Source organism: Marinomonas colpomeniae, assembly GCF_014803385.1.
In the GTDB taxonomy this organism is placed as follows: Bacteria; Pseudomonadota; Gammaproteobacteria; order Pseudomonadales; family Marinomonadaceae; genus Marinomonas; species Marinomonas colpomeniae.
In genome coordinates this window covers 254358-267833 of record NZ_JACYFC010000002.1, presented here as the reverse complement: position 1 = coordinate 267833, position 13476 = coordinate 254358, and the positions used below count along the sequence as shown (strand labels likewise).

General features: G+C 40.2%; 15 protein-coding genes. 3 read left to right on the top strand and 12 right to left on the bottom strand.

Annotated elements, in window-relative coordinates:
• Positions 1-88: 88 nt before the first annotated feature.
• Positions 89-1000, top strand: coding sequence for a LysR family transcriptional regulator (locus tag IF202_RS06430; protein WP_191594063.1), 912 nt, complete (start codon positions 89-91; stop codon positions 998-1000).
• Between the two features lie 85 nt (positions 1001-1085).
• Here the strand turns inward: IF202_RS06430 and IF202_RS06425 are convergent, their stop codons facing one another.
• Together IF202_RS06425 and IF202_RS06420 are read right to left on the bottom strand one after the other, a co-directional pair.
• Positions 1086-2147, bottom strand: a complete 1062-nt coding sequence (locus IF202_RS06425; RefSeq protein WP_191594062.1) for a class I SAM-dependent methyltransferase — start codon at positions 2145-2147, stop codon at positions 1086-1088.
• Positions 2137-2745 carry a gamma-glutamylcyclotransferase family protein gene (locus IF202_RS06420; RefSeq protein ID WP_191594061.1) on the bottom strand — a complete coding sequence of 203 codons (609 nt, stop codon included), beginning with the start codon at positions 2743-2745 and terminating at the stop codon, positions 2137-2139. Before IF202_RS06420 ends, IF202_RS06425 begins: the two co-directional genes overlap by 11 nt.
• 147 nt (positions 2746-2892) lie before the next feature.
• On the opposite strand from IF202_RS06420, the gene IF202_RS06415 reads away from it, so the two are divergent.
• Complete coding sequence (locus IF202_RS06415; protein ID WP_191594060.1) at positions 2893-3642, top strand: SDR family oxidoreductase; 750 nt, start codon at positions 2893-2895, stop codon at positions 3640-3642.
• Here the strand turns inward: IF202_RS06415 and IF202_RS06410 are convergent.
• Together IF202_RS06410 and IF202_RS06405 are read right to left on the bottom strand one after the other, a co-directional pair.
• On the bottom strand, positions 3639-4061 hold the full coding sequence (locus tag IF202_RS06410) for a GNAT family acetyltransferase (RefSeq protein WP_191594059.1): 423 nt from the start codon (positions 4059-4061) through the stop codon (positions 3639-3641). The genes IF202_RS06415 and IF202_RS06410 overlap by 4 nt on opposite strands.
• Positions 4062-4089: 28 nt before the next feature.
• Positions 4090-5745: a tannase/feruloyl esterase family alpha/beta hydrolase gene (locus tag IF202_RS06405; RefSeq protein WP_191594058.1), complete on the bottom strand. Its 1656-nt coding sequence runs from the start codon at positions 5743-5745 to the stop codon at positions 4090-4092.
• A 279-nt stretch (positions 5746-6024) separates the two neighbouring features.
• Here IF202_RS06405 and IF202_RS06400 point away from each other — a divergent pair, with 279 nt between their 5' ends.
• Complete coding sequence (locus IF202_RS06400; protein WP_191594057.1) at positions 6025-6516, top strand: TlpA family protein disulfide reductase; 492 nt, start codon at positions 6025-6027, stop codon at positions 6514-6516.
• Between the two features lie 50 nt (positions 6517-6566).
• On the opposite strand, the gene IF202_RS06395 is transcribed toward IF202_RS06400, so the two are convergent.
• The 8 genes from IF202_RS06395 to cyoA form a co-directional block, all read right to left on the bottom strand.
• Positions 6567-6998 (bottom strand): copper chaperone PCu(A)C, encoded by a 432-nt coding sequence (locus IF202_RS06395; RefSeq protein ID WP_191594056.1) that lies wholly within the window; start codon positions 6996-6998, stop codon positions 6567-6569.
• An 11-nt stretch (positions 6999-7009) separates the two neighbouring features.
• A complete protein-coding gene (locus IF202_RS06390; RefSeq protein ID WP_191594055.1) occupies positions 7010-7519 on the bottom strand; it encodes a hypothetical protein in 510 nt (169 codons plus the stop codon).
• A gap of 40 nt (positions 7520-7559) precedes the next feature.
• Positions 7560-8183, bottom strand: coding sequence for an SCO family protein (locus IF202_RS06385; RefSeq protein WP_191594054.1), 624 nt, complete (start codon positions 8181-8183; stop codon positions 7560-7562).
• Positions 8180-9088 carry a heme o synthase gene (gene cyoE / locus IF202_RS06380; protein WP_206705408.1) on the bottom strand — a complete coding sequence of 303 codons (909 nt, stop codon included), beginning with the start codon at positions 9086-9088 and terminating at the stop codon, positions 8180-8182. Before cyoE ends, IF202_RS06385 begins: the two co-directional genes overlap by 4 nt.
• Positions 9089-9104: 16 nt before the next feature.
• Positions 9105-9440: a cytochrome o ubiquinol oxidase subunit IV gene (gene cyoD, locus IF202_RS06375; protein ID WP_191594053.1), complete on the bottom strand. Its 336-nt coding sequence runs from the start codon at positions 9438-9440 to the stop codon at positions 9105-9107.
• Positions 9440-10060, bottom strand: coding sequence for a cytochrome o ubiquinol oxidase subunit III (cyoC, locus tag IF202_RS06370; RefSeq protein ID WP_191594052.1), 621 nt, complete (start codon positions 10058-10060; stop codon positions 9440-9442). The genes cyoD and cyoC overlap by 1 nt, the downstream gene beginning before the upstream one ends.
• A gap of 71 nt (positions 10061-10131) precedes the next feature.
• Positions 10132-12234, bottom strand: a complete 2103-nt coding sequence (gene cyoB, locus IF202_RS06365) for a cytochrome o ubiquinol oxidase subunit I (protein WP_191594051.1) — start codon at positions 12232-12234, stop codon at positions 10132-10134.
• Positions 12221-13072, bottom strand: a complete 852-nt coding sequence (gene cyoA / locus IF202_RS06360; RefSeq protein WP_191594050.1) for a ubiquinol oxidase subunit II — start codon at positions 13070-13072, stop codon at positions 12221-12223. Before cyoA ends, cyoB begins: the two co-directional genes overlap by 14 nt.
• Positions 13073-13476: the final 404 nt, after the last annotated feature.

Below are 13476 nucleotides of genomic sequence, written 5' to 3'. Positions count from 1 at the left end.
CTGAAAAGCAGCGAGAATAATTCTCTCTGCTTTTTTAGTTTTATTATGATCGATATTTTTCCTAAAAAAATAGCCATAGAAGAAAGTCATGAACGAAATTAACGCCAAACGCTTAACCTATTTTTATGAAGCTGTTTCTTTAGGTACTATTCGTGCAGCCGCAGATAAACTGGATGTGGCACCTTCTGCGATCAGCCGACAAATAATGCAATTAGAAGAGGAAATGGCGTGCCTGCTTATTGAGCGTCACCGAAAAGGCGTACGCCCTACAGAAGCAGGACAATTATTATTGCGTTATTATCGCGAAGCAACCTCAAACGAAGAAGCCTGCTTGTCTGAACTACAAGCAATTCGAGGCTTAAAATCAGGTCATATTACATTAGCTGTTGGAGAAGGTTTTATTGGCGATATTATGTCTAAAGCCTTACCTCAATTTCAGGCATTGTATCCTGATCTAACACTTTCAGTATATGTTGCAGGCTCAAACGAATTAATTCGAAAAATTGACGAAGATGAAGCGCACATTGGCGTATTATTTCACCCCCCTCAGCATCAAAAACTGCGCTCCCATGAAACCTCTTTTCATCCATTAAAAGCCATCGTTCCGCCGAATCATCCTTTAGTCGCTTTAAATAAGCCTGTGCAATTGGAAGAAATGCTGCCTTATCCAATCGCATTGCAAGAAGCAGAATTTGGTGTGAGACAACTTATTTCGGTCGCCGAATTCAAACATAGAATACGTTTTACACCTACTATGACGGTTAACTCATTTTCGTTATTAAAAGAATTTGTTCGCTCAGGAATGGGCGTCACTATTTTACCCGACTTTGTTGTGAGGCGAGAATTAGAAGACGGTCTGGTTGTCTCTTTGCCTATTGAAGACTTGATTCTGTCTTCTGGCGAAGTTCATATCGTCACACGCCTTGGCAGACAGCTCACCGAAGCGCCACTGGCTTTACTCAAGCATCTACAGCTTTGGATGAGAGATTTTCATTCCTAACAGATTTTCTTACTGTACTAACAATAAAAAACGACAATACTCTCATGAATATTGCCGTTTTTTTAAAATCAGACTTATCTAAAGCTTAACGTTTTTTCGGTTGGCGACCGTGATAAATGGCGTAGCCTTTATCTCTGAACAAGCGAGTATGAGAGCCTAATGCAGCATCAAGTATTGGTGGGTATCGCAAGAAATCATTCGCGACAACAAACAATTCGCCGTTTAGAGTGAGATGTTGTTTAACAGACATAAAGAAGCTCTCCGCTATGCTGTAATCTGTATTCACGCCTTTATGAAACGGCGGATTAGAAACAACATAATTAAAGCGACCTTTTACATCCGTTAATCCATTTGATGCAACTAAAGTTAAGGCGTCGCTAGCTTGGTTAGCAGCAAACGTCAGCTCAGTCGATTTCAACGCTAAGGCGCTGTCATCTAATGCGGTGATTTTTGCACCGGTTTTATTGTATATCCACAAAGAAATAATACCGTCGCCACAACCAAAGTCGAGAATACGAGCATTAGCAACGTCACTCATAAAACGGTGTTCATTTAGCTGGTTCAAAAACAAACCAGTGCCTTTATCTAATTTACCGTGACCGAACACACCCGGTAAACTACACAAGGTGAAGCTTTGGCCCGCAACATCTTGTTGCCAAGTAACGACCCAGTCTTCAAATACAAAAGGTTTTGCAGGGCGGCGCTTATAGCCAGCATAAAGTAAACAGTGTTTTGCACCATCAACTTTACCCACATCATCCAATCCAGCTTCTAAACGCTTTGCAGAGGACTTAACGCCACTTTTGTTATCACCCACTAACCAAATCTGCCCACCTTCTTTTAAAAGAGGCAAAACAGCGGCTAATAAATAATCTAAAAGGTCTTTAGCTTTTGGCTGATAAATAACAACATGATCAAAATCAGAATTGTCTTTTTGCTCCCATTGCGCAGACAAAAATAATTTATCTTCCGCAAAACCAACACGCGCCAAAGCATCATGACTGGTTTTAGATTGGCACCAAGCATAGACATCGGCTTGCTTGCTCAAGTTTTGTGGGTACGTGTCTTCTGGATTAGCGAATAAAATTTTTCCAGACAGCTCATTTTCGTTGCGCGTCAGTAATTGACTCGTCAAATTAAGATTCATAAGTTACAGATAGCTCTTTAATTGAAAGGGTGGTTACAGGTGCCAATAAGGTATTCAATCGCTCCGTTGGAAGGTCTGTTTGAACCCTAGGATAACGAGGCGTTTTTCGATCATTCAGTAATGGAGATGCCCAGCCTTTTGTCAGCTCAAGAAAGTCTTGAGTAAAGTCGTCACCATGCTCTAAACAGCCAGACAGTATGACGTCCAGATAACTCAAGACAATCGGGCAATCTTGATTCGGTTCAACCAAATTTTCGGTGTGATAAACCCAATAAGTACCTTCAGGCAAAGAAGTTGCATGATAAGCACTTAATTGATTCGCTTGGATCACTGTCCGTTGGTAGCCTCTTTCACGCTCATCAAATAAAGAGAACTGATCAAAAGGCACTTCTACCAATACGCCATTACAAGACTTATTGGGAACTTGAATTACAGCAACAGAACTCATACCAAACTCGTCGCTCATCACCGACCAATGACGTTCAAAACCATGCAATTTAACAGACCAAACATTACCTGTTTCACCTGTTTTTGCACGGCTTTCGCCATTAATAAGACTGCCGTAGCCTAAGATAAAATGTCGACCTGATGAGCTCACATTAGCCTCCAAGCAAAGCGTACAATTAGAATGACACGCATGATAGCCTGTGCCATTAGACAGTACTAGCCTAGTTTCTATCTGGATCTCCATAAAAAAACTGAGTATGGTAAAAAACCAAGCATAAAATGATATAAGGTTACTGTTATGGAAAAGCCTATTCTATTGATTACTGGCGGCGGGCGAGGCATTGGAGCAGCAACCGCAAAACTTGCCGCTCAGCAAGGCTATAGAGTTGTGCTGAACTATCGACTAGACAAAGCATCCGCTCAGGCCGCTCTTGAAGAAATTAAACACCTTGGTGGTCAAGCTCATAGCATACAAGCAGATATTTGCGACGCTGATCAAGTCAGCACCATGTTTGAACATATTCTTAAAAATTGGGGCCCAGTTAGCGCTCTGGTTAATAATGCAGGAATATTAGAAACACAAAATACGTTCGCTCAAACAGACCTAAACCGCTGGCAACGTGTTTTTAACACTAATGTCTTTGGCACGTTTTCATGCTGCCAAGCGGCATTTAAACACATGGCACTTAGTCAAGGAGGCAAAGGGGGAAGTATCGTTAATGTATCCTCTCTTGCCGCAATCAGTGGATCTCCTAATGAATACGTTGATTATGCTGCTAGCAAAGCCGCAGTAGATACATTTTCAAGGGGCTTTGCAAAAGAAGTCGCAGATGATGGTATTCGTGTGAATGTTGTACGACCTGGTTTTATTCATACAGACATGCACAAAGATGGTGGTGAAGCAGGCCGAGTTGATCGATTGGCTCCAAGTATTCCAATGAAGCGAGGAGGACAACCAGAAGAAGTCGCTGAAGCAATTCTTTGGCTACTAAGTGATAAAGCCAGTTATACGTCTGGCGGGTTCATCGATGTCGCTGGCGGCCGTTAGACATCAAGGTGACTCAAGCGTTTTCCCATACTAATTCTAGGCTCTACTTCGAACCCTAAAGATTTATAAAAATGCGCGACATTATGGTTTGTGTCGCGAATTTGTAGGTTAACTTTAAAGCACCCTAGTTTTGTTAACTCAAGAACAGCGTGTTCAATCAAGGCTTTACCAATGCCTAAACGTCTATGATTTTGGCTCACGGCAACGGCGTAAAGCCAACCACGGTGGCCATCGTATCCAGCGATACAAGCACCTGCGAATTCACTTTGATATTCTACGATAAAAATAAGATCATCCACGGCTAACTTAGCTTCTAACATAGCCAATGGCTGACTGTGTTTAGGATTATTTGGAAAAGCCTGTTCCCAAAGCTTAATAATATTAAGCTTATCTGATGCTAAGTATTTACGTATTTTCATAAAGTGTCTTATCTGTGTTCTGAAAAAATTATTGGCAATAGAAGGATTGAGCTTTTTTCAAATCCCCACTTCCATATCTAGCATAAGCAGGATAAGGGCACAGTGGACGAGTTAAACCGACCATACGAGACGTAATTTCTGGATTATCTAATCGTGTAGAAGCAATAATCTCTCGTGGTATTTTGCTTTTTTCGACCCAATTAACTAAAGGTTGCAACATATTAAATTGATCAACTGATGCCCCACCTTGACCATGGGGCATACCAGGAATACGATAAAATTTAACAAACTCTTGTGCTCGACCAACTAAACCAAAATCTAAGAAGTCATACCAACGAACTGTATCCTTTACTGAAAAGACAGGATCACTGTCACCATGAAATATCATCATTTTCCCACCTTGCTGCTTAAAATGGGCCAATTTCGGCTTTACAGCATCTGGCGGTGTCATCAAGAACATAGGGGAATTTGGAAACTGTTTATTTCTTACATAAATTTTCTGTGCGTCTTTATCAAAATTAAACGCGAGTAAATATTTTTCAAGCGAGTAAACATCAGGGGCAATCGGAGTTAAAGGCGTGGTGTACATATTTGCCAATGACAAGGCTCCCATTACAATCCCTGCAGACTTGTGGTCCCAATCAGAGCGATTACTTTCTAATTTCCACGTACGCCAATTGTCAGAGCGAATTCCTGAGTCATAGACCCAACTCGTATACAACGCTTGGTTTTTTGAGTTATGAGGGCCTTTGAACATTTTGATTATCGCGGCCACTTTATTCAATGGCAGACAGTCTCGGTCGAGATTGCTTTTGCATATTAATGAAGTCGGTTTAAAAGCGGTCTGACAAGCATCAATAGCGAAAATTATATCGTCATTAATCCCGTCTAATGCATCACATTGATTCAAAATTTTTCGTGAAAAAAAATCGAGATCCTGTTTAGTTAATGCTTGGCTTATATTGTCATTCACACTATGCAAGGTCTGAATATCCCAAGCATGTTGCAATGCTGCTTTAGGGGCATTAAAGCCAGGGGAGCCAACGAGAAGACCGTCAAACATACTAGGGAAACGGGTTGCCGCAACCATAGCCAAGCGCCCACCGTTTGATTGACCAATGCCATAAGAATACTTTATCGGTAATTGGTAATAACTTTCCACCAATGAACGTGCAATGGGGTTAAGTTTCTTTACCTCAGCATAAGCATAATCACGACGCCCTTCTTCATCTCGAGTAAAAGCAACATTACGTATCAGGCCTTTCTCTAGAAAGGCTTTCGCTTCATGGCCTCCATTACTAGAAACAACGGCGAAACCTTGATTAATTGCATACTGTGAAGGTAAAAGTCCTGTAATTGAACCCAACGCAGGTTTTACGATTCCATCACTACCTTCATTAAATTGATAAGCGAAGCGACCTTGCCAATAACTTGGCAAACGCAATTCGAATTGAATTGAGTAGAATTTTCCATTAGCACCTAAACGCTGAGCCATAACACCAGATACTAAACAAAAAGGACTTCTGACGTCTTTGTTTGGCGCATGCATAGCGACTTTGATATCTACATTTTCTGGGACTTCTGTTAACAACGCTTGGCAACGAAGGGTGTCAGCATATGCTGAATTAGAGCCTAAGATAAAAGCAAAACTGACTGCTGCTATCGAGGTTAAAAGCGTTTTCATTAACATCATCCCTTTTGATTTCTGGTAGTACTAAATTAAATTTAACTGTCAGATACTCAAAATAACGAATAATGAGGGAAATAGAAAGATATCAAGGAAAGGTTCAACCGAAATATACACTCCATCTTGTTACTATGGCTATATACTAATTTTTTACTAAGTCTTAACCTTGCCCAAGACAGTACCTATGGTTATCATTATTACGCTATTCAAATACAGTTCTAGCGTTTCAAAGATCCGATTTTCCAGCCTTTAAACCTATTCAGTTCGAGTCTTTATATGTCTATTAAAAATAACACTTTCATCATGAAGCTTCTTGGATGTGCTCTTATTCCGATATTGACTCTTATTATCGTTATAAATTTACGCAGCGCACCTACACCTTCTTTCGAAGCAGTTTCAGGGCAATCGTACAGTTGGAAAAGTGAAAAGTGGACACTCGTGAATTATTTTGCGGAATGGTGTAAGCCTTGCTTGGAAGAGCTTCCAGAATTAAATGAACTTGCGCAAGCTGGCGACCTACGCGTATTTGGAATAAGCTACGACAGCTTATCCGATCAAGAAATTATGGATTTAAAAAAGCGTTATCAAATCCAATTCCCTGTATTACAAACATCTTCTCTAGAAACATTGCCTATGTCATTACCAGCTGTGTTACCGACAACCTATATCCTCTCTCCTGATGGAGAAATCGTTGATGTTTTACATGGAAAAGTAACTATTGAAGGAATAGAAACATTATTAGAAAAACATCAACACGGAAAAAGCTAAACAGACCCTTTAGAACCACATGACTTATCAGATCTATTTTTCAAGAAAGGTTACTCAGCGACTTTTCTTGGATCGATGACATCGAACTTAAAATCTTGCGAGGTGCCATCATCGTATTTCAAGGTGATGGTTGCTTGCTCACCATGTTTAATGCGCTTCTTAAGGCCTATCAACATAACGTGATAACCGTTTGGCGCAAAACGTACTGATTCGCCAGCATCAACATCAATGTATTTTTCATGACGCATGATCATTCGATCACCGTCCATTTTGTGGCTATGAAGTTCTGTAAACTCTGACACGTCAGACTCAGCTCCAACAATACGCACGTCTTCTTTTGTTAAGTTCTCAACCAACATATAAGCAGCGGTATTATCACTACCTGGTGTGTTTGCTCTCAGGTTCGTTCTGCTAATGTCCAGCTGAGCAGAGAAAGCCAGTGGTGTAACCGCCATTAATAGTAATGCTATTGCCTTTTTCATAAGGTTACCTCTTAAAATCCACTGTGACGTCGAGTGACTAAGCACTCAGAGCCAGATTTAATACTTGTTAATGTCGCGTTTTTTGTAAAGCGTTCTTTATGACGTAAGAAAAAACTGTCTTTACTTAATTTACCGACGTATTCCCACTTCTTAAAAATTTGCTCGCGCACTTCTAAACAATTTTCAGGCGCCTCAAACACCTCTTGATATGACACCTCACATTCACCATTAACCATAGGGAACGCATTAAATTGTACTTGCGCATCATCATCTTTATACGAAATAACACCGATGACGGTAAATGGATATTTGTCAGCGTGCAGTTTAGGTTGATCCACATGCAATCGATGAACATTTTTCCCAATGAGCTCATCGGCAATCGCAATCAAAGGCATTTTACATTGCTCAATTTTATGCTCTTCGACTATGACAGACATAGACGTCTCGGCATGAGCATGTAGAGAAAGAAACATTGCATGGATAATGGTAAATACTAAAAACAAATGACGAACAAGGTACATAACACGTCCTTTCATTTAGATGTAACGATGGGTGAAAAAATTAAGAAGAAGTACTTTCCATGTTTTGAAGCTGTTTTATACGTGCCGCGAGTTCACTTGGTGTTGTGCTATGACTCATAGTGGTAAACAGCTTGCCGTTCTTATCAATCATATAAAAACGAGATGAGTGATCAACCGTGTAACCAAGCGCAGAACCTTCTAAGTCCGTTAACTCGAAAAATACACCGTAGTCAGATGTAACCTTATCAATCTCTTCTTGAGTTCCTGTAAGAGCGAGAAGATCGTTATCGTAATAATCACCAAAATCGTAAAGGTCTTCCAAGGAGTCTCTTTCAGGATCAACACTGATAAACAAAAACTGAACGCCATCTCTTTCAGCGTCTGTAAGTTGCTTATACGCGGCTTGTACAACGCCAATAGACGCTGGACACGCTTCAGTACAACTTAAGAACCCAAAATAAACAACGCCCACTTTTCCTTCAATATCAGAAAGAGAAAATGGTCCTTTCTTGGTTTCCAAAGTAAATGGACCACCTAACTCACTCAATGATTTGTACTTTTCTCCGATTGGGCGAGTAGAAGTTGTCGCATAAAAGACAATAATAAAAATGGAAAGAAAAACAGCAGTAAATATAGCTATTTTTATCACTCTAGATTCATTCATGATTGCATAGCCACTTGAGAATGTTGAAGTAAAGCGACCTCAGCTTGCCCATGATTCACATAATCAACCGAGATCAAAACACTAAAAATGGTGACAACAATAATCGAAAATACAAACAATTTTCGTCCCCATGCTTTTTCATTCTCTACGTTATATCCAATCTTAACTAAATAGATCCAGTAGATGCTCATTAAGCTAACAACCAGAGCATATATCACCCCAACAAAGCCTCTTTCAAAAAGCATCAAAGCAGCAATTGCGAAAGCGACAATGTAAACATACATATGATATCTAGCAGTTTGTACGCCGTATTTCACAGGCAATACAGGTATATTCGCAGCTTTATAATCATCAAATCGACAAATAGCAATGGCATAGGAATGAGGAATTTGCCAGAAGCAAAAGGTCAACAACAAGATAGCAGCACCAATGTCGAAGCCATTACTGACACTGACATAGCCCATTACTGGAGGACACGCACCAGACAAACTACCAACAAGCGTTCCGTATACAGAGTTACGTTTGTACTTGAGGGTATAAAGACCCACATAAACCAGGATTCCAATAACACCAAAGAGAACCGCGTAGGCCGTTGTATAGATATGCAATAACGCAAAACCGATGACACCAAGAACCAGAGCCATAATAAGAGCAGAACCTACACCTATACGCCCTTGGGCGATAGCACGGTCTTTAGTTCGACTCATTTTCAAATCGATATCACGATCGACACAGTTATTAACAATACACCCGGCCGCAACAATACATGCCGTTCCAACCAATACAATAAGCAGTAGAAACCAATCTATGTTGCCTTTGGCAGCAAGGAAAAAGCCGCTTGCAGCGGCTATAAGATTTCCGAAGATAATGCCTGGCTTAGTCAGCGAAACATAGTCTTTAAACATAATTTTCTCGACTAAGTTAGTGACCCATTAGCATATTATGATTCAAGTGTTCGAATATCCACAATGAACCAACAATAACGAAAAGTAAGATAAACACTGTATAAACAGCAGAAACGGTTAACCATGTTTGTTCAGAAGATCCATTCATATGAAGAAAGAAAACCATTTGAACTAAAACCTGAGCTATCGCAGCAACAACAATCGCAATAACAGTGAAAGTATCACTCCCAGCGCCTGACATTACCAAATAGAACGGAATAACCGTCAATATAATAGAGAGAATAAGACCCGTTACGTATTCTTTTACGCTACCGTGAGCTTGTCCACCAGGACCAGTTTCAGATGATGACATTACATAGCTCCTCTTAAGTATACAAAGCTAAAAACACAAATCCAAATGATGTCTAGGAAATGCCAGAACAAACTTAGGCAAGCCAAACGAATTTTGTTTTCGTGAGAAAAACCGTCGCGATTAAAGTGAATGAATAAGAAAAACATCCAGATTAAACCCGCTGTTACGTGAAGACCGTGAGTCGCAACTAGGCTGTAGAACGACGTCCAGTAACCGCTTGTTTGTGGCGTAGCACCTTCATGACTGAAATGAATGAATTCATAAATTTCCATGCCAAGGAAGCTTAGCCCCAGTAACGCAGTAATGATTAACCAAAACTTAGTTTTTGCCATGTTTTCAACATTGGCACCCAGCATAGCCATACCAAATGTAAAACTACTCAACAACAACAATGCCGTTTCAACAGCAACAAAGTTCAAGTCGAACAATTCATGAGGTGTAATGCCATTTGCAAAGCTTTGACCCATTACGGCATAAGTAGCAAACAAAGTACTAAAAAGTAAACAGTCACTAATTATATATAGCCAAAAGCCAAACATATAGCGATCAGCGGCTTCAGCCTCATGATGGTGATGATCGTCATGGTCATGAAGATCATGATCGTTAGTTAATGCAGTCATAAATATCTTCCAAAATTTAAAATCTAGTTATAGCGCTACCTATTGATAACGCTATAACTACGGTTTATTGGTTACTTAGCAACAACCGTGCTGTCATTTTGATCCGATGGCTTCCACTTTTTGTAGTATTTAGCATTCTTCTCAAAGTAATAACTACGACCTTCATTACTCTTCAAGAATTTACCTTCAATAGCTTCAACTTCAGGAACTTCGACATAGTAATCTTTATCGCGCTCGAAATTGAGTTTCACCCAGCAAGCGAAGATAGCAACTACTGCAGCAATGACCATCCACCAAATATGCCATACAAAACCGAACCCCATAGGTAATGTTAATAAGCCTAACACTGGACCCGCCCACGTATTTTTAGGCATATGGATGCGCTCGTATTTTTCAGGGCGCTTGTAAGCGATACCTTTTTGCTTCATTTCAAGCAACGGATCACGGTCATTGATGTATGGAACATCACCAAAATTATAGAACTGTGGTGGTGAAGTTGTGTACCACTCTAAAGTATGGGCATCCCATGGATCGCCAGTTTCATCTTTGTATTTAGGATTATTACGGTTGTACAAACTCCAAGCAATATTGAATACCTGAGTACCAATACCCGCTGCGATAAGAGCTACGCCGATAATCGCAATATACATATATGCTTGCCACTCTGGGTTATCAATATACTGCAGACGACGAGTCATACCGTCGAAACCAGTTATATATAAAGGAACCCAAGCGAAGAAGTAACCGAAGAACCAAAGTGCTACAGACCATTTACCTAACGTCTCGTTTAGTTTCACTCCAGTTGCTTTAGGGAACCAGTATGTGAAACCAGCGAAGTAACCGTATACCGCACCACCAATGATTACGTTATGGAAGTGAGCAGGTACGAACATGCTATTATGCAGCATGAAGTCATTTGCAGGGATAGATAACATTACACCAGTCATTCCACCTACGGTGAAAGTAATTAGCATAGCGATTACCCACCACATAGAAGCAGTTAGCTCTACACGACCTTTATACATAGTAAAGATCCAGTTGTAGAGTTTCACACCTGTAGGTATACCGATGATCATTGTCATGATACCGAAGAAAGCATTTACACTAGCGCCGGAACCCATCGTAAAGAAATGGTGTAGCCATACTAGGAAAGACAATATTGTGATGGCAATAGTCGCCCATATTAGAGAGACATAGCCAAACAACCTTTTTCTAGAGAAAGTAGCTGTCACTTCTGAAATCATACCAAACGCAGGCAATACCAAGAAATACACTTCGGGATGACCCCAAGCCCAAATCAAGTTAACCCACATCATTTGATTTCCGCCATCATCATTGGTGAAGAAGTTGAAATCTAAATAGCGGTCAAGTGTTAACTGAGCGATAGCAACCGTTAGAATTGGGAAAATAACTAACGCAATTATGTTGGCGCAAAACGTTGTCCATGTGAACACAGGCATTTTCATCATTGTCATGCCTGGAGCACGCATTTTCAGAATAGTCGCCACAAAGTTCACCGCAGTTAACGTTGTACCAATACCAGATATTTGCAGAGCCCATATCCAATAATCAACTCCGACCCCGGGGCTGTATTCGATCCCAGAAAGAGGCGTATAAGCTAACCAACCTACTGCCGCAAATTCACCAACAAACAATGAGATGTTTACGAGTAGTGCACCAACTAGGAATAAGTAAAAACTTAATGAGTTAAGGAAAGGAAACGCAACGTCTCTCGCACCGATCTGTAACGGCATGATCACGTTCATGATACCAATCATTAAAGGAGTCGCCACGAAGAAGATCATGATTACACCATGGGCGGTGAAAATTTGATCGTAATGTTCGGGGGGTAAAAATCCTTCGCCAAACGAATCTGACGTCGATAAGGCCTGATGCGTCCGCATCATAATGGCATCAGAGAAACCACGCACCAACATCACTAATGCAACGATACAGTACATGATACCGATTTTTTTATGGTCGACAGAAGTAAACCATTCGCTCCATAAATAACCCCAAAGTTTCTTGTAGGTTATAAAAGCAACCAATAGTAATCCGCCAAGAACAGCAGCAGCCATTACAGGCGCTACAACTGGGTCATGGAAAGGAATGACGCCCCAGTGCAACTTACCAGTCAGCACATGAGGATCTTTGATTAAATCAGTTTGAACCATTTTGGGCTCCAGTGAAAGACTCAATAATATTCTTAAATTGTAGAGGATCTATTGATGAGAAATACTCCACTTTATGATCACGTGTCTTTTCAATTAAGCGATCATATTCAGCACCAGTTAGCACTCGACCAGAAGATTTCACACCGTCTAACCATTTTCCAAAATCTTCTTCAGAGGTTACTTTTGCTTTAAAACGCATTCCCGCAAAGCCAAAACCGCTGTAGTTTGCTGATATACCTCGGTACTCACCAATTTCATTAGCCATTATGTTTATGCGGTTTTCCATACCAGCCATGGCATAAATTTGTCCACCAAGCTTAGGAATAAAGAATGAGTTCATTGTAGATTGAGAAGTAACCAAAAAGTTAATTGGCGTATCTACAGGGAAGGCAACTTCGTTAACCACTGCTATTTTTTCTTCTGGGAACAAGAAAAGCCATTTCCAATCCATTGCAACAACTTGAATAGTCAGAGGTTTCTTGTCTGAAACAAGCTCTTTCCTAGGGTCAAGTGAATACGATGTAATGTAGGTGATCGTCGCTAGCACGACAATAATCACAATAGGTACACCCCAAGCAAAAAATTCTATCTTACTAGAGTGCTCCCACTCTGGATCGTAAGATTCGTCTTTCTTACTTGCGTGGTATTTAAATGGAATCCAGATTGTCATTAAAATAGTTGGTATAACTACAATAAGCATCAATCCCATAGTAAGTAGAATAGTGTCACCCATTTGTTTGCCCGTGACACCGCTTGAATCGAACAAAGCTAGCTCACAACCACTTAAAAGTAGCGCAAGCGAAAGCAGCATAGTTGACTGGAACAGTTTTTTCTTCATCTGTAACCTCAGAATGTCCTAGAACAGCTTTTACAACCAAACTAGGCGCTTAACTTAAACTCATTAGAATTCATAAACATAATGTATCTAGTTATGAAAACTAAATTGAATGCTTAAAAAATAAAATTATGAGCATCTTCGTAGATACCATCAAAAAACCACATCGCATATTGCATGTAGTGTAAATTAAGCCTGACGATTATATTTTTGCACCAAGGCTTTTACAATAGTCAGCAGCTTAAATCGCACTCCACAATCAATTGTTTGAACAATTAATCATTGGTTACGCACAGTTTAGTGATTTAGATCAATTTTTTTCTGGCGAATACTATACTACGAGCGCAAAAAAATCCATCTAAAGCCCGATCTCTTGAACCAAGGTAAGCAAGAAATTTGATGCTACC